The organism is Salinarimonas soli, from assembly GCF_008386575.1.
GTDB lineage: Bacteria > Pseudomonadota > Alphaproteobacteria > Rhizobiales > Beijerinckiaceae > Salinarimonas_A > Salinarimonas_A soli.
Genome location: NZ_VUOA01000034.1, coordinates 99635 through 125591, shown reverse-complemented (window position 1 = coordinate 125591; position 25957 = coordinate 99635). Strand labels below are relative to the sequence as shown.

24 protein-coding genes and 1 tRNA gene are annotated in these 25957 nt (G+C 67.3%); 12 read left to right on the top strand and 13 right to left on the bottom strand.

What is annotated here, in order from left to right:
* The first annotated feature begins 266 nt into the window (after positions 1–266).
* Positions 267–998: a DNA repair protein RecO gene (gene recO, locus F0L46_RS19035; protein WP_149820483.1), complete on the top strand. Its 732-nt coding sequence runs from the start codon at positions 267–269 to the stop codon at positions 996–998.
* Between the two features lie 107 nt (positions 999–1105).
* Positions 1106–3349: a DNA topoisomerase IV subunit A gene (parC, locus tag F0L46_RS19030; protein WP_149820481.1), complete on the top strand. Its 2244-nt coding sequence runs from the start codon at positions 1106–1108 to the stop codon at positions 3347–3349.
* A 326-nt stretch (positions 3350–3675) separates the two neighbouring features.
* Here the strand turns inward: parC and murA are convergent, their stop codons facing one another.
* Together murA and F0L46_RS19020 are read right to left on the bottom strand one after the other, a co-directional pair.
* Positions 3676–4965 (bottom strand): UDP-N-acetylglucosamine 1-carboxyvinyltransferase, encoded by a 1290-nt coding sequence (murA, locus tag F0L46_RS19025; RefSeq protein ID WP_149820479.1) that lies wholly within the window; start codon positions 4963–4965, stop codon positions 3676–3678.
* Between the two features lie 74 nt (positions 4966–5039).
* Positions 5040–5219, bottom strand: a complete 180-nt coding sequence (locus F0L46_RS19020) for a hypothetical protein (protein WP_149820478.1) — start codon at positions 5217–5219, stop codon at positions 5040–5042.
* 159 nt (positions 5220–5378) lie between these two features.
* Here F0L46_RS19020 and hemA point away from each other — a divergent pair, with 159 nt between their 5' ends.
* From hemA to F0L46_RS19005, 3 genes are all read left to right on the top strand, one after another.
* Entirely contained in the window at positions 5379–6608 is a 1230-nt protein-coding gene (hemA, locus tag F0L46_RS19015) for a 5-aminolevulinate synthase (protein WP_149820476.1), read from the top strand.
* Between the two features lie 67 nt (positions 6609–6675).
* Positions 6676–6750 (top strand) — tRNA-Thr (locus F0L46_RS19010).
* A 212-nt stretch (positions 6751–6962) separates the two neighbouring features.
* Complete coding sequence (locus tag F0L46_RS19005; protein WP_149820474.1) at positions 6963–7997, top strand: hypothetical protein; 1035 nt, start codon at positions 6963–6965, stop codon at positions 7995–7997.
* A 515-nt stretch (positions 7998–8512) separates the two neighbouring features.
* On the opposite strand, the gene F0L46_RS18995 is transcribed toward F0L46_RS19005, so the two are convergent.
* Entirely contained in the window at positions 8513–8848 is a 336-nt protein-coding gene (locus F0L46_RS18995) for a hypothetical protein (RefSeq protein ID WP_149820470.1), read from the bottom strand.
* A gap of 177 nt (positions 8849–9025) precedes the next feature.
* Here F0L46_RS18995 and F0L46_RS18990 point away from each other — a divergent pair, with 177 nt between their 5' ends.
* Complete coding sequence (locus F0L46_RS18990; RefSeq protein ID WP_149820468.1) at positions 9026–9799, top strand: DUF2971 domain-containing protein; 774 nt, start codon at positions 9026–9028, stop codon at positions 9797–9799.
* A gap of 35 nt (positions 9800–9834) precedes the next feature.
* On the opposite strand, the gene F0L46_RS18985 is transcribed toward F0L46_RS18990, so the two are convergent.
* Positions 9835–10152, bottom strand: coding sequence for a hypothetical protein (locus F0L46_RS18985; protein ID WP_149820466.1), 318 nt, complete (start codon positions 10150–10152; stop codon positions 9835–9837).
* A gap of 380 nt (positions 10153–10532) precedes the next feature.
* Between F0L46_RS18985 and F0L46_RS18980 the strand changes: the two genes are divergently transcribed.
* From F0L46_RS18980 to F0L46_RS18965, 4 genes are read left to right on the top strand one after another with little or no spacing between them, the layout of a single operon-like run.
* Positions 10533–11615, top strand: coding sequence for a GmrSD restriction endonuclease domain-containing protein (locus F0L46_RS18980; protein ID WP_210247663.1), 1083 nt, complete (start codon positions 10533–10535; stop codon positions 11613–11615).
* Position 11616: 1 nt separating this feature from the next.
* Positions 11617–12351, top strand: a complete 735-nt coding sequence (locus F0L46_RS18975; protein WP_149820462.1) for an MAE_28990/MAE_18760 family HEPN-like nuclease — start codon at positions 11617–11619, stop codon at positions 12349–12351.
* A complete protein-coding gene (locus F0L46_RS18970) occupies positions 12348–13418 on the top strand; it encodes a DNA cytosine methyltransferase (protein ID WP_149820460.1) in 1071 nt (356 codons plus the stop codon). Before F0L46_RS18975 ends, F0L46_RS18970 begins: the two co-directional genes overlap by 4 nt.
* 38 nt (positions 13419–13456) lie before the next feature.
* On the top strand, positions 13457–13879 hold the full coding sequence (locus F0L46_RS18965) for a very short patch repair endonuclease (RefSeq protein WP_149820458.1): 423 nt from the start codon (positions 13457–13459) through the stop codon (positions 13877–13879).
* 231 nt (positions 13880–14110) lie between these two features.
* On the opposite strand, the gene F0L46_RS18960 is transcribed toward F0L46_RS18965, so the two are convergent.
* The 5 genes from F0L46_RS18960 to F0L46_RS18940 are packed head-to-tail and all read right to left on the bottom strand — an operon-like array spanning position 14111 to position 20426.
* Complete coding sequence (locus tag F0L46_RS18960; RefSeq protein ID WP_149820456.1) at positions 14111–17041, bottom strand: hypothetical protein; 2931 nt, start codon at positions 17039–17041, stop codon at positions 14111–14113.
* Positions 17041–18750: a hypothetical protein gene (locus F0L46_RS18955; RefSeq protein WP_149820454.1), complete on the bottom strand. Its 1710-nt coding sequence runs from the start codon at positions 18748–18750 to the stop codon at positions 17041–17043. Before F0L46_RS18955 ends, F0L46_RS18960 begins: the two co-directional genes overlap by 1 nt.
* A 3-nt stretch (positions 18751–18753) precedes the next feature.
* Positions 18754–19260, bottom strand: a complete 507-nt coding sequence (locus F0L46_RS18950) for a hypothetical protein (protein WP_149820452.1) — start codon at positions 19258–19260, stop codon at positions 18754–18756.
* Between the two features lie 58 nt (positions 19261–19318).
* On the bottom strand, positions 19319–19945 hold the full coding sequence (locus F0L46_RS18945; protein ID WP_149820450.1) for a hypothetical protein: 627 nt from the start codon (positions 19943–19945) through the stop codon (positions 19319–19321).
* Positions 19938–20426: a GNAT family N-acetyltransferase gene (locus tag F0L46_RS18940; RefSeq protein ID WP_149820448.1), complete on the bottom strand. Its 489-nt coding sequence runs from the start codon at positions 20424–20426 to the stop codon at positions 19938–19940. The genes F0L46_RS18945 and F0L46_RS18940 overlap by 8 nt, the downstream gene beginning before the upstream one ends.
* Positions 20427–21128: 702 nt before the next feature.
* On the opposite strand from F0L46_RS18940, the gene F0L46_RS18935 reads away from it, so the two are divergent.
* Positions 21129–21329 carry a hypothetical protein gene (locus tag F0L46_RS18935; RefSeq protein WP_149820446.1) on the top strand — a complete coding sequence of 67 codons (201 nt, stop codon included), beginning with the start codon at positions 21129–21131 and terminating at the stop codon, positions 21327–21329.
* A 579-nt stretch (positions 21330–21908) separates the two neighbouring features.
* Positions 21909–22196, top strand: a complete 288-nt coding sequence (locus tag F0L46_RS18930) for a helix-turn-helix domain-containing protein (protein WP_240540064.1) — start codon at positions 21909–21911, stop codon at positions 22194–22196.
* A 6-nt stretch (positions 22197–22202) separates the two neighbouring features.
* On the opposite strand, the gene F0L46_RS18925 is transcribed toward F0L46_RS18930, so the two are convergent.
* From F0L46_RS18925 to F0L46_RS18910, 4 genes are all read right to left on the bottom strand, one after another.
* The gene (locus tag F0L46_RS18925) at positions 22203–22541 is read right to left on the bottom strand and encodes a hypothetical protein (protein WP_149820444.1); all 339 of its coding nucleotides are present in this window, start codon (positions 22539–22541) and stop codon (positions 22203–22205) included.
* A 51-nt stretch (positions 22542–22592) separates the two neighbouring features.
* Positions 22593–23057 carry a hypothetical protein gene (locus tag F0L46_RS18920; protein ID WP_149820442.1) on the bottom strand — a complete coding sequence of 155 codons (465 nt, stop codon included), beginning with the start codon at positions 23055–23057 and terminating at the stop codon, positions 22593–22595.
* Between the two features lie 531 nt (positions 23058–23588).
* On the bottom strand, positions 23589–23804 hold the full coding sequence (locus F0L46_RS18915) for a hypothetical protein (protein WP_149820440.1): 216 nt from the start codon (positions 23802–23804) through the stop codon (positions 23589–23591).
* 799 nt (positions 23805–24603) lie between these two features.
* Positions 24604–25841 (bottom strand): IS3 family transposase gene (locus F0L46_RS18910; RefSeq protein WP_149820438.1). Its coding sequence is split into 2 segments (ribosomal slippage): positions 24604–25481 and positions 25481–25841, totalling 1239 coding nucleotides; the frame shifts between segments, so codons are not numbered across the junction.
* Positions 25842–25957 lie beyond the last annotated feature (116 nt).

Here is a 25957-nt window from a genome sequence, read left to right as displayed (position 1 = left end):
CGCCTGGACGGAGACGGGTTTGAGCCGCTGCGCGGCCGGTCTATGCTGGCCTGGATCCCGGATCGGCGATCCGTTCCGGCTTTCGCCTCCGCTCCTCTTGTCCGGGAATGTGGGGGTGAGGCTCTGGAGACCTCCGGACCGCCCTCCCCTACTTTCCCGGACAAGCCCCACGCGGTGGGGCGCGGATCCGGGATCCAGCGCAAGAACCCGCGCCGCAGGCGCTCGATCCCGACGGAGCCGCATGCCGCATCCCCGAGCAGCCCCCCATGCACTGGTCCGATGAAGCCCTCGTGCTCGGCGCCCGGCGGCATGGCGAATCCGGCGTCGTGCTGGAGCTGATGACGCGGGAGCACGGGCGCCATCTCGGCCTCGTCCATGGCGGGCGCTCGCACAAGCTCCAGCCGGTCCTCCAGCCCGGCAACTCCGTCCATGCCACCTGGCGGGCGCGCCTCGACGAGCAGCTGGGCACCTACACGATCGAGCCCGCCACCTCGCGCGCCGCGCGGCTGATGACGTCGCCTCTCGCGCTCTACGGCATCGCGACGCTCACCGCCCTCCTGCGGCTTCTGCCCGAACGCGATCCCCATCCCGACCTCCACGCCATGGCCGAGGCGCTCGCCGACCACCTCGACGAGCCGGATCTCGCGGGCCCCCTCTTCGTTCGCTTCGAGCTGGCGCTCCTCACCGAGCTCGGCTTCGGCCTCGACCTCGCCTCCTGCGCCGCCACGGGCGCGACGCGCGACCTTGCCTTCGTGTCGCCGAAGAGCGGGCGCGCCGTCAGCGCCGCCGCGGGCGAGCCCTACCGGGACCGCCTCCTGCCACTGCCGGGCTTCCTCATCGGCCAGCCCCGGGGCAACCGCCCCTCCCCGCAGGAGCTCGACCATGGTTTCGCGCTCACGGGCTACTTCCTCGACCGCTCCCTCTACGACCCGCAGGGACAGCACCTGCCCGACGAGCGCGCGCGCTTCGTCGCACTCGCGATCAAGCAGGCCGAATGATTTGTTCCCGTTTTGTCTTCGCGCTATGATCCGGGCAACCAATTCCTGATATCCCGCCGCTTGCGCGATTCGCGCCGCGGGATCCGATTCGCCTCCAAGGAGACCCCATGGGCAAGCCGGTCGAACCGCCGTCATCGGACGGCGTCGAGAGCATCAACCTGAAGGACGCGCTCGAGGAGCGCTACCTCGCCTATGCCCTCTCGACGATCATGCACCGGGCGCTGCCGGACGCCCGCGACGGCCTCAAGCCCGTCCACCGCCGCATCCTGCACGGCATGAACCTGCTCCGCCTCAACCCGGGCGGACCGTTCAAGAAGTCCGCCAAGGTGGTGGGCGACGTCATGGGCTCGTTCCACCCGCACGGGGACCAGGCGATCTACGACGCCATGGTGCGGCTCGCGCAGGATTTCGCCTCGCGCTACCCGCTCGTGGACGGCCAAGGCAATTTCGGCAACATCGACGGCGACTCGGCCGCCGCGTACCGTTACACGGAGGCCCGCCTCACCGAGGTGGCGCGCCTGATGCTCGCTGGCATCGACGAGGACGCGGTCGACTTCCGGGCCAACTACGACGGCACCACGCAGGAGCCCGTGGTGCTCCCCGCCGCCTTCCCGAACCTGCTCGCCAACGGCGCGCAGGGCATCGCGGTGGGCATGGCGACCTCGATCCCGCCGCACAACGCGTCGGAGCTGTGCGACGCGGCGCTCTACCTCATCGCCCACCCGACCTCCACCTCCGACCAGCTCCTGCACTTCGTGCCGGGCCCCGACTTCCCGACAGGCGGCATCATCGTCGATTCCAAGGAGGCGATCGCCGAGGCCTACCGCACCGGGCGCGGCTCGTTCCGCACCCGCGCGCGCTGGACCAAGGAGGACACCGGGCGGGGCACCTGGTCGATCGTCGTCGACCAGATTCCCTACGGCGTGCCGAAATCCCGGCTCATCGAGAAGATCGCCGAGCTCCTTCAGGAGAAGAAGCTGCCGCTCCTCGCCGATGTGCGCGACGAGTCGGCCGAGGACGTGCGCGTGGTGCTGGAGCCGCGCTCGCGCACGGTGGACCCGACCATCCTCATGGAGTCGCTGTTCAGGCTGACCGAGCTGGAGAGCCGCTTCCCCCTGAACCTGAACGTGCTCGTGGGCGGCACCGTCCCGCGGGTCATCGGCCTCGCCGAGTGCCTCAAGGAGTGGATCGACCACCGCCGCGAGGTGCTGATCCGCCGCTCGCGCTTCCGGCTGGGCCAGATCGACCGGCGGCTGGAGATCCTGCGCGGCCTCCTCATCGTCTATCTGGACCTCGACATGGTCATCAAGATCATCCGCGAGGAGGACGAGCCGAAGGCCGAGCTCATGCGTCATTTCGAGCTCACCGAGATCCAGGCCAACGCCATCCTGGACACGCGCCTGCGCAGCTTGCGCAAGCTCGAGGAGATGGAGCTCAAGCGCGAGCTCGACACGCTCACGATCGAGAAGACCGAGATCGAGGGCCTGCTCGAGTCCGAGCCCAAGCAGTGGAAGAAGGTCGCCTCCGAGATCCGCGAGGTGCGCAAAACTTTCGGCCCCGAGACCCCGCTCGGCCGCCGCCGGACGACCTTCGCCGACGCCCCCGTGACCTCGGACATCGACTTCGCCGAGGCGCTGGTGGAGCGCGAGCCCGTCACCGTGATCGTGTCCGAGAAGGGCTGGATCCGGGCCATGAAGGGCCACGTGGCGGACTTGTCGGGCGTCTCGTTCAAGGGCGACGACAACCTCAAGGTCTCGTTCTTCGCCGAGACCACGTCGAAGATCCTGGTGCTCGCGAGCAACGGCAAGGTCTTCACGATCGAGGCCTCGAAGCTTCCCGGCGGCCGCGGCTTCGGCGACCCGATCCGTCTGCTCGTCGACCTCGACGAGGGTGCCGACGTGGTGCAGGCATTCCCGTTCCGGGGCGGCGTCAAGCTCCTCCTCGTCAGCTCCGACGGGCGCGGCTTCGTCACCACCTCGGACGACCTCGTGGCCACGACCCGCAAGGGCAAGCAGGTCCTCACGCTGGATGCGCCCGCGCGTGCCGTGATGTGCCTGGAGACCCAGGGCGACCACGTGGCCGTCATCGGCGAGAACCGCAAGCTCGTGGTGTTCCCGCTCTCCGAGCTGCCGGAGATGACCCGCGGCAAGGGCGTGCGCCTCCAGCGCTACCGCGACGGCGGCGTCGCCGACGTGAAGGTCTTCCCCGTCGAGGGCGGCCTCACCTGGCGCGACACCTCGGGCCGCACCTGGACCGTCGCGAGGCCCGATCTCGACGAGTGGATCTGCCACCGCGCCGAAGCCGGCCGCCTCCCGCCCAAGGGCTTCCCGAAGAACAACCGCTTCGGGTGAGTGGACCGGCGGGGGCCGGCCTACGGCTCGGGCACGGGACCGCTCGCTCGTTCTGTCGCGCGGCGAGGCTTTCGCATCGCCGACCCCCCTCTGCCCCTGGCGGGGCATCTCTCCCGCAATGGGGGAGAGGACGCGCACGCCCGTCTCGCCAGAACTCCAGAGGTCCGTTTCGCCGAGACCGGTGATCCATCTCTCCCCCCTTCCGTGGGAGAGATGGCGTGGGGGGTGGCGCGACAGCGCCGCCGCCACGGAACGACCGGGTGAGACCGAGGGGTCGCTATCTCGCGGGCGTCTTCCGACGCGGGCTCAACGGCGGCCCCCTTCCCTCATGCCCTGATCCGCTCCACCGCCGCCCCGCACCGTCCGAGCTTCGACTCCAGCGCCTCGAAGCCGCGGTCGAGGTGGTAGACGCGGTTGATGGTGGTCTCGCCCTCGGCAACCAGCCCCGCGATCACGAGGGAGGCGGAGGCGCGCAGGTCGGTCGCCATCACGGGCGCCCCTTTGAGCGTATCGACCCCCGTCACCACCGCCGTGTCGCCCTGGAGGCCGATGCGGGCGCCCAGGCGCGCCAGCTCCTGCACGTGCATGAACCGGTTCTCGAAGATGGTCTCGCGGATGCGCGAGGTGCCCTTGGCCCGGGTCATCAGGGCCATGAACTGGGCCTGGAGGTCCGTGGGAAAGCCCGGGAACGGGTCCGTCGTCACGTCGACCGCCTCAAGGGGCTGGCCATTGCGGCGCACGCGGATGCCGCCGTTCACGCCCGTCACCTCCGTGCCGGTCTGGCGCAGGGTGTCGAGGGCCGATTCCAGGAGCTGCGGGCGGGTGCCGGTGAGCGTCACGTCGCCCCCGGTCATGGCGGCCGCCATGGCGTAGGTGCCGGTCTCGATGCGGTCGGGCACCACCTCGTGGCTCGCGCCGTGCAGGCGCGCCACGCCCTCGATCACGATGCGGGACTCGCCCGCCCCCGTGATCCGGGCGCCCATCTTGTTGAGGCACTCGGCGAGGTCGATCACCTCCGGCTCGCGGGCGGCGTTGTCGATGATCGTGGTGCCGTTGGCCAGGGTCGCCGCCATGAGCGCCGTGTGGGTGCCGCTCACGGTCACCTTCGGGAAATCGATATGGCCGCCGCGCAGGCCCTTGGGCGCCCGTGCGATCACGTAGCCCGCATCGACGTCGATCTCGGCCCCGAGCTTCTCCAGCGCGAAGAGCAGGAGGTCGACGGGCCGGGTGCCGATGGCGCAGCCGCCGGGCATCGAGACGCGGGCCTCGCCTAGGCGCGCCACGAGCGGCCCGATCACCCAGAAGCTCGCCCGCATCCGCGAGACGAGCTCGTAGGGCGCCGTGGTGTCGATGATCGTGCGGGCGGAGAGCCGCATGGTCTGGCCCGTCTCCGCCGTCTCGCCCGGCCGCTTGCCGGCGATCGTGTGGTCGACGCCGTGATTGCCGAGGATGCGCAGGAGGAGCCCGACATCGGCGAGGCGCGGCATGTTGCCGAGCTCCAGCGTCTCGTCGGTGAGCAGGCTCGCCGTCATCAGGGGCAGCGCGGCGTTCTTCGCGCCCGAGATCGGGATCGTGCCCTCGAGCGGGGCGCCGCCCCGGATCAGAATGCGGTCCATCGTCGGTCCTCAGGGTTCTGGTTTATGGGATCGGCCCGTCGAGCGCGGGCCGTTGGAAGGGGAATGGCGATGCCTCAACGCTCCGGCGTCGCGGCGGGATCCGCCGCGGGCTCGGCGGCGTCGGCACGATCGTCCGGTTTGGTTTCCGCGGTGCGGGCGCGGGCCTGCGCCTTGCGACGCTTCAGGTTCTCCCTGAGGGCGGCCTTCAGCCGGTCGGCTCGCTCGTTCATCGCCTCACTGTCCTCGCGACGCATCGTCGCCGCGGCCCTCCGGCATTGGCGGAAAGAGCGGCAACTGATTAAAAGTTGGCCTCGGAGACCTTATTTGATCGGCATCGAGGCGCAAAGGCGCCGACACGGTCATGCAGGGCCATCCGGCTCGCCAGCCGTCGCACTCATCCCCCGGTGAGGTCAATGGACTACACGCCTTTCTTCCAAGCCGCCCTCGATCGCTTGCAGGCCGAGCGCCGCTACCGCGTCTTCGCCGATCTCGAACGCGTGGCTGGCCGCTTTCCGACCGCGATCTGGCATGGTCCGGCAGGCCCCCGCGAGATCGTGGTGTGGTGCTCCAACGACTATCTCGGCATGGGGCAGCACCCCGACGTGATCGGTGCGATGACGCACACGGCCGAGCGCATGGGCACGGGTGCCGGCGGCACCCGCAACATTTCCGGGACGAGCCACCCCGTCGTGGAGCTGGAGGCCGAGCTCGCCGACCTGCACGGCAAGGAGGCCTCGCTCGTCCTCACCTCGGGCTACGTCTCGAACCAGACCGGGATCGCAACGCTTGCCCGGCTCATCCCGAACTGCCTCATCGTCTCCGACGAGCTCAACCACAACTCCATGATCGAGGGGGTGCGCGGGTCGGGCTGCGAGAAGGTGATCTTCCGCCACAACGACCTGGCGCATCTGGAGGAGCTTCTCGCCGCCGCGCCCGAGGGCCGGCCGAAGCTCGTCATGTTCGAGAGCGTCTATTCCATGGACGGCGACGTGGCGCCGATCCACGCCATCTGCGACCTTGCCGAGCGCTACGGCGCCATGACCTATCTCGACGAGGTCCACGCGGTGGGCATGTACGGCCCGCGCGGCGGCGGCATCGCCGAGCGCGAGGCGGCCATGGACCGGGTCGACGTGATCGAGGGGACGCTTGCCAAGGCGTTCGGGGTGCTCGGCGGCTACATCGCTGGCAAGGAGGCCGTCATCGACGCCGTGCGCTCCTTCGCGCCGGGCTTCATCTTCACCACCGCCCTGCCTCCGGCGATCGCCGCCGCGGCGGCGGCCTCGGTTCGCCATCTCAAGCGCTCGGGCGCGGAGCGGGCCGGCCAGGCCCGCCAGGTGGCGCGCACCAAGGCGGCGCTCGCGGCCGCAGGCCTGCCGCTCCTCGACACGCCGACCCACATCGTACCCGTGATGGTGGGCGACGCCGAGGCCTGCAAGGCGGCGAGCGATCGGCTGCTGGCCCGCCACGGCATCTACATCCAGCCTATCAATTTCCCCACCGTGCCGCGCGGCACCGAACGGCTCCGCATCACGCCCACGCCGCTGCACACCGACGCCCACGTCGCGGCCCTTGCCGAGGCCCTCGTCGAGACCTGGACCACGCTCGGCCTGCCCCTCGAGCGGCTCGCGCAGGCGGCGGAGTGAATTCCCGTCCGGAGCGGGTTGCAATGCCCGCCCCGATCCTCTATCCACCCCCCGTCCGACGCGACGCGCTGCCGTAGCTCAGTGGTAGAGCACTCCCTTGGTAAGGGAGAGGTCGAGAGTTCAATCCTCTCCGGCAGCACCATATTTCTCAGACACTTAGCGCTATCGACAGCTTCCGTAGCTTAGTTGAGGGCAGCACCTGGGGAGCACAGCTGCCCGGCATCAACAAGCGCGGTAATGGCTGGCTCACCGCTTCACCATGATCCCACGTTGTACTTGTGGCCATCGGTAACCTTCCGTTAAGCTTTGCCGTATCCCGCCACCCGGATCCGGTCCGCTTCCGACGGAATTTCCATGTTCATTCGTTCGATCATCGCCCTGCTGGCGGCCATGAGCGTGTCGGCCGCGCTCGCCCAAACGTCGGCTGAAGAGCAGCAGCGCCGGCGGGCTCACCTGCCTAGCATCAGAGCGGCAACCGACTGCATTGCTCGCGAAGCGCTGCGCGAGCCGCTGGCCGTCGATGCCGTTCAGCAGAACAGGCTACACGAGATCCTCCGCGACCCGATGCTTCGATGCACCGGGCCGATCGGCTTCATGATCTCGGAACATGATCGCCTCTACGGCTGGGGCACGGGGCGCGCGTTCTTCGACGGGCCCTATCTGCAAGATGTGACCCGTGCGGTGCTGGCTAGGATCAAGCCGGACGTCGATCGACGCGTGACGGAAGCCGGGCGTCTCGAGGCGGAGCGCCAGGCGCAGGTCGCCCGCGCAGAGGCCGAGCGCCGGCAGCGGCTCCAGATAGCTGAGCAGGCGCGCAATCTTCTCCGTGATCGCATGTACGAGTGCACCACCAGGCAACTCGTGGATCTCGTGTCATCCTCCGAGAACGCCAACGTGCTCGCGACCGCGGCCATGACGATATGCCGACGCGAGGTCGACCAAGCGCTTGATGCAGCCCTCGAGGCGTTCACCGTCGAGAATGGCGGGAGCGGCTCGGCCGATCTTGCGCAATTCAGAAATCGGCTGCGCGACGTCGTCCGCGAGAATGTGGTGACCAACGCTGTTCAGGCGCGTGCCGCGAGCTCATCGACGCCCACTCAGCCACGCTCAATGGCTCCAGCGACGCAGCCTGCGAACGCCAACGCAAGCGGCACGGGTCAGACCGCTGTCCGGGACTGCCTTCGAAGCGCCAGCAAGCTTCGGGAGGGAAAACTCGTGGCCCAAGACGAACTCGTCAAGACGATGCTCGAGTTGTGCCGCCCTGAGATCGAGACGGCAGCGCGGAACGTCTTCGCGGCTGACCCGGTCATCACCCTGGACAAGGCGCGGGAGAACACGCTCACGCAGGCCGTAACCGAAGCCAGGACCCTCGCCGGGGTCACTCCGTGAACCGAGCTGCGATCGGCGCGCTTGCGCTCCTGCTGGCCTCTATCAACGCGCCAACGGCCACGCCAGCGCCCGCTCCGCAACCGACCATGCTGACACCCGAGCAGGCCTGCTCCGGCTGCGGCTGTCGCGGCGGCCCGGGCTACCGCGGGCCCAGCGGCCGGTGCGTCGGTTGGGCCGACATAGGCCGGACGTGCGGCACCCCACCAACGACGCGCTGCCGGGCCGAGGGGCCGAACGCGGGCGCGAGCGAAGCCGCTGAGCACGGTGTGAGGGCGCTCAACGCGCGCCGGCCGCGTGAGCAACGGCAAGCCTTCTGAAAGAGGCCGGCGAGCGGTCACACGCGTACCGCCATCTGTCAAAGGACCACCGAGCGAGTTACGCGCTAATCGCTGCAAACATGGAACACGCCGAAGCCAAGCATGAAGGTCTTCCTAGAAAGCGCGAATTCAGGCATCTCGTCGATCCGAGCCCGCAAATATCTACCGCCCTTCCGTACTAACGGCAGCATCATTCTATCAGTGGCTAGTCGAGGGGGTGCCGTCATTTTGGATCTCCTCGTCAGTAACTGCGAGTATGGCGCGCAAGTACACCACACCGACGGCGATTACCAGCCCAGCACCGATCAGCGCCGCTTGCGCGAACTCCGGATCGACGATTATCGAGCGTACTAAATTGCCAACTCCTCCCGATCGCTCGGCGAGTTCCCGGATTGCGGGCGGGCGAATGGCACGGATGGCGGCGTCGCTGTCGGCCATCCATTTCCAAGCGCCGAATACCGTCAGCGAGCAGAGCAGCCAGTATGTTGCAGCTTCGACGAAGCCGATGGCTATCTGAAATATGAATCGCAGCATGTCGCCTTCCTGACCTGCCTACCCCTATGGGTTGCAACTTCAGCTTTGGATAGTGCAGACATCGAATGCCTCGGGCGAAAGGAGGCATTCGTTGCAGTGGGGCACCACAGGTAGCCCGCCTGTCTACCGCCTCCTTCGATCGACTCCTGTGGCCCGACCGGGGTACGCTTCATCGCGATGTCAGACGATCCTCCGGACGATCCACCTCGCTACCTCTACAAGTTCAGATCGCTAGCCGCTGAGAACCCACGCAAGTTCACTCGGGCGATCATCGTCGACGGCGTGCTCTGGCACGCTCAGCCGAGCAGCTTCAACGATCCCTTCGACTGCCTCCCCGTGATCACCGGTCCCGAGGGCGAGGAGAAGCTACGATATCTGAAGAGACTTCACGCCGAGCACCGAGCGCATGAGCCGCGGGCGGTGCGACGCCGGCGGATCAAGCAGATGATGCAGCGGCCACTAAGTGAGTTTCTCACCACCGCTGTCTTGCCGGCTGCCGTCGATCGCGTGGGCGTGGTTTCGCTCTCGGCTGGGTACGAGCAGGTGTTGATGTGGACCCACTATGCCGACGAACATCGGGGCATTTGTCTGCGCTTCTCGACCAAGGGAGCGCCCTTCAAGGATGCGTACCAGGTCATCTACTCGGCCGAGCGGCCGGTGCTCAACGTGGCTCGCGACGGCGGCGTCGAGTACTTCGAGAAGGCCCTCCTCACGAAGGCGGACTTCTGGCGCTACGAGCAGGAGTACCGGACGGTGAACCGGACCCCCGGTGCACAGCCCTACGACCAGGCGCTTCTCACAGGCGTAATCCTGGGTGCTCGGATCACCAGTGAGGATCGCGCGGCCGTGCTCGATTGGCTGCATGACCGGCCGGATGTCGAAATCATCCAAGCTGTCATTCACCCCGGCCTCTTCCGCTTATCGTTCGAGACCGTTCGAGCAACCACCTAATCGTGCTACGGCAGGGTCCAGGATCGGAGGCGGGGCTATCGCTTCCTCCCCCTCTCCCGCGCTTCCTGCCGAGCCTGGCGCGCCACCATGGCATCGAGGCGCTCGGCGGCATGCGCCCGGGTGAAGCCGGCACGCGCGATCTCGTTCAGGAGTCCCACCCGCAGCGTCTCCCAGGCAGCGGGGTTCCGGTCGAGGGCACGCAGCACCACCCGCAGGGCCGCGGCCGCGACGTCGTCGCGCTCGGGGATCCCGTCCACCTTCAGGCGCTCGCGGTAGTCGGCTTGGTATCGGCGCTGGGCACGCTTGCGGGCCCGGTACTGGCGCAGCTCGCTCGGATCGTAGACATCGGTCATGGCATGGATCTCCTGGTCCCCATGCCTCCCCATCATGGGAGCCGGCCAGCAAGGCACAACGAGTGTCGGCTTCACGGTGATCTCACCCGGTTTCCCCCTGGTACCTTATAGGGGGCGCGGGGTGAGGTGACGGGGTGAGCAAACGGGGACGCTGGAGGAGCGCCAGCCGTTCATAAACGAGCGCGAAACCTGCTCCCGTCTATCCTCGCGTGAGTCGCGAGGAAGAGTGGGGGTGATTCGCGCCCGTCGCCCCGCCTCTCAAGCCGCGACGCTCGCCCGTGGCGCGGCGGTGGGCGGCGCGATAGACCTTCATCGCTCGAGCAAAGACCCGAGGCGACGTTCGTGGGGAGCTGACCAACATGCCGGATGTGCCAGAGAGCTTGGACCCGGAAGAGCAGCTGTCCATTGATCTGCCGATAAGCCCCGAGCAGGTTGCCCTGGCCGAGGCGCAGATCGTCGAACAGACGAAACGCATCGAGTTCTATGTCACCGACTACTCGGTGGAGCTTCTGGCGGACAAGATGGCCAACGGCGACTTCCAGATCCCCGGCTACCAGCGCGAGGACACCTGGGAGCCGGAGCGCAAGTCGCGTTTCCTCGAGTCGATCCTCATGGGGCTGCCGATCCCGTTCCTGTTCTTCTGGGAGCACCCGGACACAGGCAGGCTCGAGATCGTCGACGGCTCGCAGAGGCTTCGGACTATCCACGACTTCATCAAGGGCGATCTGCGCCTAGGGGATCTCGACGAGCTCTCCATGGCGAGCGGCCTCCGGTACAGGGACCTTCCCGAGTCCCGCCAGCGCAAGATCAAGAACCGTTCGATCCGCGGCATTATCCTGAACGAACATGCCGACGAGGAGGCACGCTTCGACCTGTTTGAGCGCATCAACACCGGGAGCCTGATCGCGAACAAGGCGGAAGTGCGTCGAGGCGCCCTAGTTGGGCCCTTCCTCGAGCTCGTGATCGAGCTCGCGAAGGACTCCGTCTTCGTTGACCTCGCGCCGGTGCCGCCCCGCAAGCTGAACCTCCGGGAGCGGGAGGAGTTCGTGACCCGCTTCTTCGCCTACGGCCACGGCCTGGAGGGCTACCGGGACCGGGTGGCTCAGTTTCTCTACAACTATGCCAAGAAGGCGAATGCGCGCCTCACCGAGGATCCTGCACAGGCCCAGGTTCTGCGGGAGGACTTCGCACGCACGATGGCGTTCGTCGCGAGGACGTTCCCCTATGGCTTCCGAAGGCAGCCCGCCGGCACCGACACGCCTCGGACCAGGTTCGAGGCGATCGCCGTCGGCAGCTATCTCGCGCTCCAGGAGAGGCCGGATCTCGAGGTCGATCCGGCGGGGGTGCGTCAGTGGCTCGAAGATGACGCCTTCAAGAAGATCGTAGGATCAGATGGAGCCAACGCGATTTCCCGCCTGAAGGGGCGCATCAACTTCGTCCGCAAGCGCCTTCTGGAGGCGTGACGTGCACACGTTCGTGGTCACCTTCCAGGATCGGCTCGCCGAGATCGACGACTACCTGCTTCTGCTCGACGCTATAGAAGACGCGGCGAGGGAAGGGCCACCGCGTCTCGGCGCGGCTGGTCCGGCCATCACGGCGACCCAACAGAAGATGCTCCTTTCGAGCGTCTATCTTCAGCTCTACAACTTGGTGGAGTCGACCGCCAGCGGCTGCATCGACGCCGTCTGCGACGCCTGCCGAAGTGGCGCGTGGCTGCCTCGGGACCTATCCGCCGCGCTCCGCCGCGAGTGGGTCCGGTATATCGCCCGGACGCACGAGGACCTGAACCATGAGAACCGCCTCCATCGGACGGTCGAGTTGGTGGAGGCGCTCGTCGATGCCCTCCCGATCTCGCGCTTGAGCGTGGAAAAGTCCGGCGGCAGCTGGGACGATGGTCAGATCGAGAGTATCGTGAAGCGCATGGGCTTCGAGCTTCGGATCACGCGTGACGTCTACAGGGGCATCAAGCGCGCGGTGCGTGACGACAAGGGCCCGATGAAGTTCGTGGCCGACCTCCGCAACCAGCTCGCCCACGGCAGCATCTCGTTCGTCGAGTGCGGGGACGGCGCCACCGTGGGGGACCTTCGCGACCTGCGGGACCGGATCGGGCTCTACCTCGGCGAGATGGTGGACGCCTTCGCGGTATGGATCGATGCTCATGAGTTCCTCGTGCCCGAGCGCCGGCCGGGGCCCGCGTGACGGCGCCGCGGATCCAATGCGTCGACCTCTTCTGCGGGGTCGGCGGGCTGACGCACGGTCTCGCGAGAGCCGGGATCGAGGTGGTCGCCGGCATCGACCTGGATCGAACCTGTCGCTTCCCGTACGAAGCCAACAACCGCGCTCGCTTCATCCATGCCGACGTCAAGGATCTGAAGGGCGACGACGTCGCAGCACTGTTCGACGGGCGGTCCCTACGGCTGCTCGCCGGCTGTGCCCCGTGCCAGCCCTTCTCGACCTATAGCCGGAGCTCGCGGCTCGAACGGCCCGACCACAACTGGGCGCTCGTGGGCGAATTCGCCCGCCTGGCGCGCGAAGTCCGGCCCGACCTGATCTCCATGGAGAACGTGCCGCAGCTCGCGGACCACCCCGTCTTCGGGGAGTTCGTGGCAGCCCTTGATGGCTACAGCGTCTCGTGGCGAGTCGAGGACTGCGTCCGTCACGGGATCCCGCAGACCCGCAAGCGGCTCGTACTCGTCGCCTCGCGCCTCGGCCCCGTCGGTGTCGCCCCTTTCGATGCGGGGCCGCACCCCGTCACCGTTCGTGAGGCCATAGCTCATCTCCCGGTGCTGCAAGCCGGTCAGGCGGACCCGGAGGACGTCCTTCACGTCGCGTGTCGGCTGAGCGAGATCAACCTCCGGCGCATCCGGGCCTCGCGTCCGGGCGGCACATGGAGGGACTGGGATCCCTCCCTGCGAGCGCGCTGCCACCGGGAGAAGAGCGGCGAGACCTACCCGAGCGTCTACGGCCGGATGGCCTGGGACGAACCCTCGCCCACGATCACGACGCAGTGCTTCGGATACGGCAACGGCCGGTTCGGGCATCCGGAGCAGGATCGCGCCATCTCCTTGCGGGAGGCGGCGATCCTCCAGACCTTCCCGCGGGACTACCGTTTCATTCCTCCCGGCGAGCGGGCGCGTTTCAGCGTCCACGGCCGCCTGATCGGGAATGCGGTGCCGGTCAGGATCGCCGAGGCAATCGGGCGAGCGCTCGTTGCCCACGTCCGGACCCATGCCGCCGAGAGCGGCCGCACCCGCGACGCCGCTTGACGAGCGAGCCTCCTCCGACGCCCGAACGATCGGCGCTCATGTCGAGGATCCGGGGGCGCGACACGAAGCCCGAGATGGTGGTGCGCTCCGTTGCGCACGCCCTCGGGCGGCGTTTCCGATTGCAGCGCCGAGACCTCCCTGGGACGCCCGACCTCGTATTTCCGCGGTCCAGAGCGGTCATCTTCGTCCACGGCTGCTTCTGGCATCGACACTCAGGATGCAGGAAGGCCAGCACGCCGAGCACGCGCCGCGAGTTCTGGGAGGAGAAGTTCGCCCGCAACGTCGTGCGCGATGCCGCCAACGAGCGCAAGCTCCGCGCGATGGGTTGGGCAGTCCTCGTGATCTGGGAGTGCGAGACGAGGGACAGAGAGCGCTTGGCCGAGATCATCGGCACCTTCCTCTCCGAACGGGATTGCGAACTATGCGCGACCCGTGGCCGTCGAGGCGGGATCGAGCAATGAGCCGAACGGGTCCTCGACCTCTCACAGATGAGCGGCGCCGCGAACATTGCCGCGATGCACGCTATACGATCATCGCTGGCGCTATACTGTCTGAGTGGACGCGCGCTGCATAGGGTCGGATCAGGCCCTTGTGACGGCAGTAGTCGAACCAAGCGCGTGTGACGGCGCCGGCGAGCTCGCCGTCCTCGTCGAGGACGTGCTACTCCGGCTCACAGGCCTCCGTGCGGACGTTCAACGCCGGAAAATCGCGTCCTTCACCGGGTCCTCGTCCTCCAGCATGTCGAGCACCGTCGACACCTGATTCGGCATCCACGTCTTGGCGCGCCGCGCCAGCGCCGCCCGGTTGGCCGGGTTGTTCTCCTTGAGCAGGACGGCGGCCGCCTCCGGGTTGAGGAGCGCCTCGTCGAGCAGGCGGTTGATCGCCCCCTCGCGGGCCCGCGTGACGGCCCGGCGGCCGGCGACTGCCGCGATGGAGGTGAAGAGGTACGATCCGCTCACCTGACCGCGCTTGTAGGCGTAGAATCGGCTCTGGAGCGTCTCGGGCGTGAGCACGTTCGAGGCCTGCGCCGTGCCGCTGGAGTTCGGCGCCTTGGCCCGCGTGCGCACCTCGACACCCTGGAGCGCCTCGGCGATGTTGCTGATGTTCATCAGATGCGATGGATCGTCACGATAGAGGCGCGCCAGCACAACGGAGTTGCGAGGATCGTCGAGGAAGCTCTTGAGGGCGTTCGGCATCCAGGGCTGCTGCCCCGTCACGCTTTTCGTCGATTCGCCCCCGCGCCGAGCGTTTTTCTGCATCATCTCCCAAAGGATCCGACGTGCGCCCTCCACGGCCTCCGGCGTGTTGCCCGCGAAATTGAGCAGCTCGTCGATGGCCTCGCCGGGCCTCGGGGCGTTGAGCACCCCGCGCATCGCCCGCTCGGCGTTCTCGTCGCCGAAGACGAGGTAGCGGCCAACGGGCCCGCGGCCCCTCACGTTATCGCTCCCGAGGTCCCGGACGAGGCTCGTCGCGGCGTCCTCGGCCACGCGCACGGCCCGGCCGACGCCGGCCGCCGTCCCGAGCTCCTGCCGCAGGTCCGGGAAGCGTTCGAACACCCGCCCGTATTGGCGCAGGTAGGCGTCGAGCTGATCCGGTTGTTCCAGCAGCCCGCGGCTGCGCACGTCGGAGACGATCTGGTCCCGCACGGCCGAGCGCACGCGATCGTCGTTGCCGGCCTCGCGCATGAGGCTCTCGAAATCGGCGATGCGGCCCTCGTCGGCTTGGACGAACTTCGACGGCACGGCGCTGTCCGGCTGGCGGTACATGCCCTGCTGGCGGTCGAGCGATTGCGCGATGGCCGTCTGCGGCCGGGTGAAGCGGTCGTTGAGGTCGCGCGACACGCCGCGGGCCTGCTCGTAGGCTTGGCGCAGGTTCTCGGGCACCGTGGCTTCAAGGTGGCCGTCGATGGCCTCGATGTACTGGTCAATCAAGCGCGCCTTGTTGTCGTCGCCAGCCGTGCGCGCCTCGCGCGCCGCGGTCGACAACCGGCTCCGGAGGTCCGTGACCTGGGAGATGGGGTAGACGGCCGGCTGCGGCCCCTGGAGACCCTGCGCGGCGGCCACGGTCTCGTCGGGCTGGGCCCGGCGCACAAGATCGTCGGGGATACTCGTGAGCTCGCGAGGAAGTGCCGTGCGCTGCGACGCCTCGCCCGTGGCGTCCGTGATGGCGCGGAAGCGCTCGGCAAGCGGCGTGACATCGGCCGAGCCCGCGTTCGCAACGCCGCTCCAGGCCTCGCGCTCAACCTCCCGGGCAGCCTCCTTGGCGTCCTCCAAGGCGGCGCGGATGTTGGCGCCGCGCCCCTCGGCGTTCATCGCCGTGTTGAGGCGCGCGGTCGCCTCGTCGAACCGCCGCTGCACGGCCTCGACGTTGGCCGACGCCTCGCCGAGCAGATTGTCGCGGCGGTCCTCCAGGGCAACACGAAGCTGCCCCGGGCTGCCTTGCGGCTCGGATCGCGCCATGGCGGCGTCGATGGCGTTCGTGTTCTCGCCGACGCGCTGCGTGTACATGCCCGAGTTGGGGCCGCTCTGGCGGCCGTATTCGAGGGCCGCGAGGCCGGGGTTCTGCGTGCGGTCGGCGAGGCTCTCCTGGTAGCCCGGCACCGCGTCGTTAACCCGCGAGCCGCGCTGGATGGCTTCGACGAGCGGATCCGTGTTGAAGTCGCCCGTCTCGCCCATGCGGGCGCCGGGCAGGTTGGCGGCCTCGCCCAGGCGGTTGACGACGGTCTCACGCACGACGCGGTCGGTGTAGTTCGGGCTGCCGCGCAGCGCGTTGAGAACCTCGATCACCTTCGGCACCGTGGCCCTCGTCATCGCCCCGGCGCCAAGGGCGGCCAGCCCGCCGCCCAGCTCGGCCGCGCCCTGTACGCCCTTGCTCTGACCCTGCGTCAGCTCGCCGCCCGTCGCGGCGCCCACACCCATCAGGCCCGACGCCATGACCTCCTTTTGCAGGAAGCGCCCGGGATCGACGGCGGCCGGCTCGACGAACATGCGGGCGAGCGGCCCCATCTCCCGCGCGCCCTGGACGCCGGCGCGGGCGCCCGCCGCCAGGAGCCCCGCAGTCGGCACGGCCGACGCCCCGATCTCCTCGCCGATGCGCTTCGTGAAGCGCTCGGCCGCGTTGACGGGCGCCGGCGGCGGGGCCGGGAGGAGGTTCTCCTTGAGCCATTCGGATCCGGCAAACGGCTTACGGCTCATCGGGCCGAAACCGCGCGGTTGTTCGCCCGTGACAAGATCGCTCAAACTGGGGGATCGCTGCACGCCTGGAATCAGATTGAGCAGCATCGGCGCGGCGTTCACGAGATCGACGGGCAGGCCGGCGAGGTTCATCGCGCCCTCTGACGCCCCGCGCACGCCCTGCGCCGCCATGCCGGCCGCGCCCTGGAGGCCTTCGATCAGCATGTCGAGGCCCGAACGGGGCTTCGCCTGCGGAATCGGCTGGCGCGGATCGGGGATGCCGAGCGCCTTGAACTGATCGGCCGTGCTCGGCCCCGCGGGGAGCGCGGCGGGGGCTGGGGGTGCCGCGGGCGTTGGTGCCACGGGCGCGTCCGGGAACTGTGACCACGGGTCGATGGCCGCCGGTGCGGCGCTCGGCGCGTCAGGGAAGATGGCCCAAGGGTCCGACATCAGGGCCTCACCTTCTGTCGCCCGTCGGGCGTCACGAACGGCGTGCCGGGCGGAAGCGCCATCGCCTCTTCGAGGGAGTTGACGCGCCGCGGCGCGCCTGGCCCCTCGCCAGTTGGTGACGGCACGCCGGGCCGCAGCGCCACGGTGCCACCCGACAGCACGCCGATGGCCTTGCGCTCCTGGTCGAGCACCTTGCGGGACGCGCCGACGGCGGCCAACGACGAGGCGGTGTTCTGGAGATAGCCGCCCTGCACGCGCTCAAGCGCCCGTTCGTAGGCCTGTCGGCTCACCTCGCCCGACGGGTTCTCCGTGCGCGCGATGCCGTAGGCGATCGTGCTCTGGAGGAAGGCCGCCTCCGGAATCGAGGGGTCGAAGAGTTCGGGCGCGACGCCCTGGAGTCCCTTGCGGATTTCCGCCGCCGCTTCTTGGATCTGCGGCGCGTCCTTCCCGAACGAGCGCGCCATGTCGCCGACAACCTGCACGGCGTTCTGCGCCGTGCCGCGGATGAGACCCGGGAGGCCGATTGCGCCGGGATTGCCGCGCAAGAGGCCCTCGTAGAGGTCGAGCGTACCTTCCATGCGCGTGATCTCGGCGAGCCGGTTGTTGGCCGCCGTGGCGTTGGCCGTGGTGGGCTTGCCAAGGCCGAGTGCCTCACGCCCGCCCTGCGCCTGCATGGTGTAGGTCTTCGATCCCGTCGGTAGGATCTGCCTGTTCTGGCTGTCCACCCAACCGCCCCGCCCGGCGTCGTAGACGGCCGTGCCCGTGCGCCCGTCGGGCGTCTCGTAGTTCGCGAGCTGGGCGTTCCGGTCCGCGAGCACGGGCGCCTGGCCGACGGCGTCGGCGCTGTAGGCGACGCGCGGACCCTCGGGCGTCTGGATGTTCGTCGTCGGCGTGGAGCCCATGGCGCGGGCGCGCTGAGCGCTCTGCGGCATGCTCTGGATGACGGCGCCAAGCACCTCCTCCTGAGTAAGCGGACGATAGGGCTGCTGGCCGACAGCCTGGGACCGCGGCAGGATCGTCGGCCCCTGCGGGGTGACGACGGTCTCGACGGGCGTGTTGCCGAAGACGATGGCGTCCTGCGTCGCCGGGTTCTGGCGCTCCAGGATCGCGCCCTTGACCTCGGCCTCCGACCGCGGCTTGGGCGCGCCCTCGATCACGCGGCCGTCGGGCAGCGTGGCGCGGTCGCCCGGATTGACGCTCACGACGCCCGTCTGCGTCTCGGGCACGCCGAACATCGACGCGATGGAGGGCGGCACGAAGCGCGTCGCGCCGGCGCCCACGGGCGCCAGCATCGTGCGGGTCGTCTCGCCCTGCTGCTGCATCTGCGTGCGCTGCGTGTCGCCCGCCTCCTTCAAGCGGACGCCCTGAAAGGTGTTCCCGGCGTTCTGGCCCGTGGCGTAGACGAAGGGGTCGAGCACGCTGATGTCGCCGCCGGGCGCGATCCGGCCCGCGCGCTCGTAGAGGTCGGCGTTCGTGTACTGCCCCGTCGGGTCGTTGACGCCGAGGTCGAAGAAGTCGGCCAGCCGCGCGTTCGTGCTCCGCAGCCGCCCGGAGGCCGCCGCGCGGGCCTCGGCCTCGGAACGGACCTGCGCCGCCTTCGTCCAGGCCAGCATGTCGCTGCCGTCCGGCGGCCCGAACATCTTCCCGATGCTGGAGACGGCCTGGGCGATGCCCGGGTCGTTGTAGTAGCTGTTCCGCCGCACGGCCATGCGTCAGGCTCCAGTGTCAGGTTCGAGGATCGGGAGGGGCTTGATCGACCTGTAGGCGGCAAGGTGCACCACGTTGCCGGCTCGCTTCGCCCGCGCATCGGCGCGCTCGAGCGCCTCTTCCACCGCGACGATGCTGTCCAAGGTGTTCCGAAGAATGCGAGCCATGCCCTCGACATCCCGTATGCGATCCCGGTCGCGACGCTCGGAGACATGCGGCGGGTCGGACCACAGGACGACAAGCTCCTGGAGGGCGGCCATGCCGTTCAGGAGCATGGCCGGCAGGAGGGAAGGGAGATCGGTCAGGGCCCGAAAATGGACGGCGTCCAGAACGTCGAGCATACGCTCCCGGTCCAACACTGTGATCACCGACACGCGGTGCTGCCGCATAATCACCCGTGCGGCGCCCTCAAGCGCCCACGCGAGGTGCTCGCCGCGGGCAGCCTGCTCGAGCATCTGCAGCAGGAAGAGAACTTGATCGTCGGGAGCCACGCGGGCGGTGCTTGCTTTCATCGGATTGCTGCTCGTCGCTGGATGAGGAGCGGGGGAGTTCCGGCCGACATGGCGAACCTCAGGGCCTGTTCACGACGGGATCGCGTCTTGGTGCGAACAGCCCGGTATCGAAGCGGGCGCGATAGGCGTTGTTGCTGAGGTACTGCGCTCGCTCCTCGGCCGCCTGCTGCCCCAAGGTCGAGGTGAACTCCGCGAACATCTGCCCGATGGGACTGTAGGGCGTCGGCTGCGACAAGGCCGACGCCCGCGAGATCGCGCTGTTGGCCGCGCCCTCGGCGTCCCCCGTGGCGTTCAAGGACGTGATGAGGTTGGAGCGGGCACCCTCGATAGCGTTACGGGCTTGCGTTTCATGACCTAGCGCCTGATCCGCGACCTCGCGCCGGCGCTGATCGTACGTCTGCTGGAGATCCCCGAATTTCTGGGCTCGAACCGAACTGTCGGTGAGGCCGGAGCGGTCGAGAGAGTAGACCAGCTCCTCGCGCGCCTTGCCGTATTGATCCTCGAGCTGGGGATTTGCGAACGCCAGATAGCCCTCGCGTCGCCCCTTGAAGAAGTCGTCGCCGAAGTTCTGCTTGAAGATGTCGTCGACGCGCGTCGTGCCGGCCCGGACGCGTGCCTGGCGCTCCTGCTCGTCGGCCCGCGCCTGCTGCGCCTCGCGGTTGGCGCCTCCGCCCTTCTTACCCATGAGCTTGTTTCCTCACGCGTCGCATGAACACGCCGACACGCTGGAATCCGTGTCGCTCCAGGAGTCGGGCGGTCTGCTCCGTCAGGAGGCCGTTATCGTTGCCGCCGGTGATCTCGACGGCCCCCAAGCTGTCGCTCCAGCTGACGAAGGCCTCCAGCAGCGCGGTCGCCGCCCAGGTGCCGCGGCAGTCCGGCCGCACGAACAGAACTTCCTGCGTGGTGTAGAGCCCGTCGGCGAAGGTGTAGGAGCTCATCGTCGCGTTGAGGAAGCCGACCAGCTCTCGCTTGCGCTCGACGACGAGAATCGTCGGGTCGGCTTCGGCCAGGTACCGGTGGAAGGTCTCGCGCACTCGCTCGGGGTTGAAACCCACGTGCCGCGCGCTCTCGGCGACGGCCTGCCGCGCCAGCTCGACGTAGGCGTCTTCCTCGTCCTCCAGGGGCAGACGGACGAGAAACGGGCGGGTCGGGTCTAATCGGTCCATCGCCTCACCATCGGGCCGGCGCAGAGGCGCCGATCGCGGCTACGCGCCGCCAGCCCAAGGTACCAGATGTCGAGCGTAGTGCAATGAAAAACGGTTCTACGCGCTATCAAAAATGCGGTGCAATACGCTCCATATTCGAACACATTCGCATCAATCAGACATATCGTCCGTTTCGATATCTCTACAGCAATTTTGTATACCTCTTTGGCGACGCCGTCGCCGGAGCGATTGGAGTGTAGTGCGGGGGGCGGCCCCGGGGTCCGGCCACCCTTCGGACCACCGCTGGCGGGCGTTCGAACGCGCATGGTTACACTCGAACTATGCAAAACCGTTGCTGTGCAACGCTTCGAACCCGGATTGCGCCCCAAACCGGGGCGCAAGAGTCGAATTTCGCTTCGCCGCCGGCCGGCTCTGGTCGCGCAACGGCGCGAACTCGCCCACGCCAATGTTGGTCGATATTTCAAGTTGACATACAGTTGAGATACAGATTAGCGTCCGTTCGGGTCTAGAAAGCCCGTATGCGATAGCCGAACGCCTCTCCCGGTTAGGGGGCGCGCTCTCGGCACCGGTCCGGGGTCCCCATGCGTATGTCCAAGGCGAGAGCCCAAAGGCATGTGGGGGCCGACTATCGCCGGTTTTTCTAGCCCCGGACTACCCAACCAAAGCCGCCTAGAAAACGGCTCTCATGAAAGCGATAGACCCATGTCCAACGTGATCAAGTTCAAGCCCCGCCCGGTCTCCACCACTGACATCCGGCGCGAGCCGATTGCCGAGAAGGGGGTCCGTCCCCGTTTCGAGGTGATCGGTGACGCCGCCGAGTCCGACTTCGTGATCGTAGAGGCGCTGCTCACGCGGGACCAGGCGTCCCGCTTATTACCGGTGCTTCGCGAGCTCACGGCCTAACCGCCAGCACGGCTTATTACGAAGGGCGCCCGGTGGGGCGCCCTTTCCGTTTGTGCGGCGGTGGGTCACCGTGGCCGGCTGCTAATGCCTGTTACCTAACCGGGCGTCCGGGCCGCTTGGACTTAGCCCCGTCCAGCATCCCGGGCGTCGTCTGACCTAATGCCGCGGGTGGGCGCCGGAGCGCCAGGCGGGCAACCCTGGCGAAATAGTCGGGCCGCTCCGACGTCGATCTCCCCTGCGGTGTGCCTCAAGGTCCTCAAAAGGTTTAGCTTGATCGCTGGCCGAAAACTTGTCCCGCGGCAGAATCTTTGCCCGTGAAGTCCCTGGGGATTTTCCTCTTTTTTCGCCGGAGAAATTTGGGGCTTGAGACATCACCGGCGGGGTTCGTCCGCCAATATGTCGGTCGAATGGAGATCGGGCCTCGCCAGGTAAAGATTAGGAGGGACCACCCCTCGGAATGGCGATGTATGTCAGCACATTCCAGTGCATGTCAGGTGTTCACGCCAACGATGGCCACACTTTGACATACACACTCCCACACCCCTAGCGTCGCGCAAAGCATCCGTGGTGAGGACGGTCTTGGACAAGAAATCAGTGCTACTCACAGAGCCGGAGGTCGCGGAGCGGCTGCGCTGCTCGACGAGCAAGGTCAAACGCCTCCGGTTGGAGGGGAAGCTCCCTTACATCCCAGGGCGGCCGCTGATGATCGTCGAAGCCGATTTGGAGGCCTACATTGAGGCGGCACGGCGTACCGCCGAGGCTAAAGACGCTCCGAAGAGCGAGGCCGACCAAGTGGCCGAGGCAGCAGCCCTTGCACGGCGCATCTGGCTCACGCGGCGCCTTCAGGGCAGAGGCCGGACGCCCTAGGGCCCACTATAAGAACCCGTCGCAGGGACCCTCGTGGCGTGCCGAGAGGATCCTGTTGTCTGCACCGGTCCGCATCGTCACCTTGCAGGTAAACGCGCTTGAGACCGTCGGCGTGTAGCCAGAACCGACCGCAGTGAGGACCACCGTCGCACCTTGAAAAGTGACATACCTCTCGGCGCCCACGTCGACAGACGACGACGGCACCTTGCCTGTCCTGTCGATGAAAACGGCAAGTGGGAAGCCGGCATAGGCATCAAGGCGCTCCTGAAGGCCTACTTGCCGGTCCTGGGTGGTCTGACACGCACCGAGCGTCAGAAGCGCAAATCCGAGTGCAAGGTAGCGCATAGCGATCTCACGATGCCGACCGCCGACGCCTGGCGATAGGGCTGAGCCGCGTTAGTCAAAGATCCCTGGTTGTGTGTCAACCTTCGGCAGATCGAGCACTGGCTTCGATCTTACCGCGGCCTCATGCTTGAGCTTCTCGAGCTCGTTGATCGCCCGGGCGAGCTCCTCGCCGGACATCTCCCAAGGCTCTTTCGGCGAATCTGTGGCCTGCGCACCTAGCGTCCGATCGAGGATGACCTTTGCGGCGTGTACACGGGCGCCGGCCGGTGCTCGCTGATCCGTCACAAGAGAGATCAGACACGAGACGGCCGCAGGGAGCGCCTCATTCTGGAGGCGGATGCGCTGCTCCTCCACGATCGCATCGACGACGGCCGTGCGCTGCATCAACTTGTGGGCGTTTTGCGCAGGGTGCGCGTAGCCGGCCTTCGCTGCGGCGTAGTTTGTGTCTCCGGTACTCGCAACGACGGCCGCGAACGTTTGCTCTTGCGGTGTGAGACGACCGCTTTTCAGAGGCATCGCCAGCATTCCTTTTAGTTTCGGACGCGTAACAATATGCACAATCATCCGATAGCCGCAAATGTGGCTGGGAGGTCGTCCAGTGCTTGAGGCCACTGTGTCCGCCTTACCCGACATTGGCCACGCTTGAAGTCGGCCTCGTCTGGGAAGATTGGGGCTTGCGTGCGTGAGATATGTAGCGAGATGAAGTGAACGGGGAAGTGCAGAGGATTATAAATGAGATAGGAACAGGCAATTTACCTCTGCGCACGCAAGCCCCAATTTCCCCAAACGGCCGAATGCAACCTGACGGGTCGCCGCAGCCGCTGTCTCGCGTGGCATGCGCAGCCGAAGCTTGGACCGCTGCCGATCTTACAGCCCTCTCAAAGCTTCCTCGTTCGGTGTAATCAGGGCTCGGCGAGCTGCGCCGGGCGCACGCGCAGCACCCACCAGGCCCGGCACACGATCCATCCGCATCCCGGGCACGTGATTGCGACGCCATCGAACCCTGCGGCGCGGAGCTCGTCGATGGTGCGCCTGTCCGGCTCCCGCTTAGAACGGGAGCTCATCGAGGCACCGCATCGCCTCGGGGATGAGCACGGTCCAGTGCTGGTCGACGTCGCGCCTGATCAGGCGCTTGCGGTCGGGCTCCGCGAGCCGCGGGTACCATCCGGCACGCTCGATCCGCCGGCGCACGAGGTGCCGCGCGACGGATTCGATCTCGCCGTCGGTGAAGCGGGGAGGGTCGAAGGGAAAGCGCTCTCTCATGGCTGCCTCTCGCGTGCAGGTCCGATGAGAACAAAATGAGAACAGGAGAGTCAAGTTCCCGACCACTCGTACGCGGTCAACGGCGCTCCGTGCATTACCTCCTAGTCGAGACTGTAGGAGTCCCGCGGCAGGTTGGCGCGATAGACTGGACCGAAGCCTTCCGGACCGAATGCCGCAAATGGGCTACCCTGGCAACGAAGCTCCGCAATTTGCTTCGTCCCGCGGTAGACGAGAACCCCCGCATACTGACCTGAACGCGGGCCGTCGGCGTACTCGATGGAGTAGGTGAGGTTGCCATTTGTGAAACGCACAAAGTCGCCTCCGCCAGCCCCGATGATCCCTCCACGGAAAAAGCTCTTCGCCGATCCAGGTCCGTCTGGATAAGCCAACTCGATCCTCGCCAACCTCCCAAATCTGTAGGTCAGCGAGCCTTCCGTCTCGGATAGGTTCCGCGTGGCGCACAGCGACATAATTTTTCCGGCGCTCCGGGTTAGGCACGAGACGACCGGGATCTCGTTCCTTTGGCATAGGGTCGCCGCTGCCACCGCTGGCGCAGCCGGGCCGAGTACCGCGAAAGTGAGCAGGAATCTCAGCGAGCGCATCAGAACCTCGAGAATGTTAGCTCCAAGACAAACCTTGCCGGTGCCGTGTGTTTGGATCACCTCGCAACAGGAGTTTAGGATTGCTCGACTGTGTCGTGGGTCGATGTGACAAGACACACTTGACGCGTTCCTCTTTTCGGAAAAGCGCCAGCCTGTTGGAGTGCACCCCGTTTAGCCGGACAGGCGGCTGGGTGGGTTTACGCACTCTGGGCGATGAACTCTCGCGGGGAGAGCATGCGCAGGCCTGAGTGCGGGTGGACGGTGTTGTAGTCCTCGAACCAGCCCGGGAGAAGGTGCAGGACCGTTGCGGCATCCGGCAGGAGGGTGACGCGGGCGTAGTCGCGCTTGAGCGTCTTCACGAACGCCTCCGAGATCCCGTTGCTCTCCGGCGAGCGCACGGGCGTGAAGGCCAGATGCAGGCCGAGCGCCGTAGCGATCTGGGCGGTCTCGCGAGCGATGTAGGCGCTGCCGTTGTCCGACAGCCATTCGACCGCGTGTGGGGTGCGCGTCGCCCCAAACCGCCGCTCGACGCAGGCCACCATCAGGTCGCGCACCATCTCGCCCGACACCCCGCCCGTCGTGGCCGACCAGGCGATCACCTCGCGGTCGCAGGCGTCGATGGCAAACAGGACGCGCACCACCGCCCCATCGCGGCAGTGGAGTTCCAGGTGATCAGAGCACCAGCGCACGTTCGAGCGCAGCGCTACGACGACCCCGTCGTGGGTTCTGCCCTGGCGTTGGGCGGTGTGAGGCGCGAGCGTCAGGCCATTGATCCTCATGATCCGCAGCACGCGCTTGGCGTTGACCACCGGCTTGCCGTCGCCACGCAGCTTCCGGTTCACGAGCGCGGTGACCCGGCGATAGCCGTAGGTGGGCCGCGCATCGACGATCTCGCGGATGAGCGCCAGGAGAGGCAGGTCCTCCGGCTTGCGGTAGGGACCACGCGGCCGAGGAGGCTTGGCGAAGCGCTCGGCGAGGTTCGAGCGAGCGACGCCCAGGGTGTCGGCGACCGCCTTCATCGGGAAGCGTCCTCGCCGGTGTTCCAGGAGGGCAGCTGCCAGGCGGGTTTTTTTGCCCGTGCGAGGTCGAGCGCCTCTTTCAGGATCTCGACTTCCATGGTCTTGCGCCCGAGCAGCCGCTCCAGGTCGCGCACCCGCTTCTCGAGCTCGCGGACCCGGCTTGTGCCGACCATGTCCTCATCGGCCTGCACGGCTTGTCGACCGCCCTCCAGCATGCGCCGTTTCCAGGTGAACAGAAGGCTCGGCGAGAGGCCGTAGCGTCGGGCTATGAGGGACACCGACGAGCCCGGCTGCATGGCCTCTTCGACCAGGCGGACCTTCTCGGCCGTTGACCAGCGGCGACGGCGTTGGACCGAGGTGATGATCTCGACGCGCGGGGATGGGGTGATCGGATCAGACGACATAGCCTTACTCATAGGCTCACGCCTATGCCTTAGCGAGCTACGCCGCCTGTCCGGTCAAATCGGGGTGCGTTCCACCTGTATCCGCATGGCGCTTACGCGATTGGTATGGTCCCGCGCGGACGTGAACT

Bases quoted from the DNA above. Each gene is read 5' to 3' on its own strand.
- murA (WP_149820479.1), bottom strand. From the start codon at position 4,965: ATGGACCGCATTCTGATCCGGGGCGGCGCCCCGCTCGAGGGCACGATC.
- F0L46_RS19005 (WP_149820474.1), top strand. From the start codon at position 6,963: ATGTTCATTCGTTCGATCATCGCCCTGCTGGCGGCCATGAGCGTGTCG.
- F0L46_RS18995 (WP_149820470.1), bottom strand. From the start codon at position 8,848: ATGCTGCGATTCATATTTCAGATAGCCATCGGCTTCGTCGAAGCTGCA.
- F0L46_RS18920 (WP_149820442.1), bottom strand. From the start codon at position 23,057: ATGCCTCTGAAAAGCGGTCGTCTCACACCGCAAGAGCAAACGTTCGCG.
- F0L46_RS18965 (WP_149820458.1), top strand. From the start codon at position 13,457: ATGTCGAGGATCCGGGGGCGCGACACGAAGCCCGAGATGGTGGTGCGC.
- F0L46_RS18950 (WP_149820452.1), bottom strand. From the start codon at position 19,260: ATGAAAGCAAGCACCGCCCGCGTGGCTCCCGACGATCAAGTTCTCTTC.
- F0L46_RS18985 (WP_149820466.1), bottom strand. From the start codon at position 10,152: ATGACCGATGTCTACGATCCGAGCGAGCTGCGCCAGTACCGGGCCCGC.
- F0L46_RS18940 (WP_149820448.1), bottom strand. From the start codon at position 20,426: ATGGACCGATTAGACCCGACCCGCCCGTTTCTCGTCCGTCTGCCCCTG.
- F0L46_RS18960 (WP_149820456.1), bottom strand. From the start codon at position 17,041: ATGTCGGACCCTTGGGCCATCTTCCCTGACGCGCCGAGCGCCGCACCG.
- hemA (WP_149820476.1), top strand. From the start codon at position 5,379: ATGGACTACACGCCTTTCTTCCAAGCCGCCCTCGATCGCTTGCAGGCC.
- F0L46_RS18945 (WP_149820450.1), bottom strand. From the start codon at position 19,945: ATGGGTAAGAAGGGCGGAGGCGCCAACCGCGAGGCGCAGCAGGCGCGG.
- F0L46_RS18925 (WP_149820444.1), bottom strand. From the start codon at position 22,541: ATGCGCTACCTTGCACTCGGATTTGCGCTTCTGACGCTCGGTGCGTGT.
- F0L46_RS19020 (WP_149820478.1), bottom strand. From the start codon at position 5,219: ATGCGTCGCGAGGACAGTGAGGCGATGAACGAGCGAGCCGACCGGCTG.
- parC (WP_149820481.1), top strand. From the start codon at position 1,106: ATGGGCAAGCCGGTCGAACCGCCGTCATCGGACGGCGTCGAGAGCATC.
- F0L46_RS18990 (WP_149820468.1), top strand. From the start codon at position 9,026: ATGTCAGACGATCCTCCGGACGATCCACCTCGCTACCTCTACAAGTTC.
- recO (WP_149820483.1), top strand. From the start codon at position 267: ATGCACTGGTCCGATGAAGCCCTCGTGCTCGGCGCCCGGCGGCATGGC.
- F0L46_RS18915 (WP_149820440.1), bottom strand. From the start codon at position 23,804: ATGAGAGAGCGCTTTCCCTTCGACCCTCCCCGCTTCACCGACGGCGAG.
- F0L46_RS18955 (WP_149820454.1), bottom strand. From the start codon at position 18,750: ATGGCCGTGCGGCGGAACAGCTACTACAACGACCCGGGCATCGCCCAG.
- F0L46_RS18935 (WP_149820446.1), top strand. From the start codon at position 21,129: ATGTCCAACGTGATCAAGTTCAAGCCCCGCCCGGTCTCCACCACTGAC.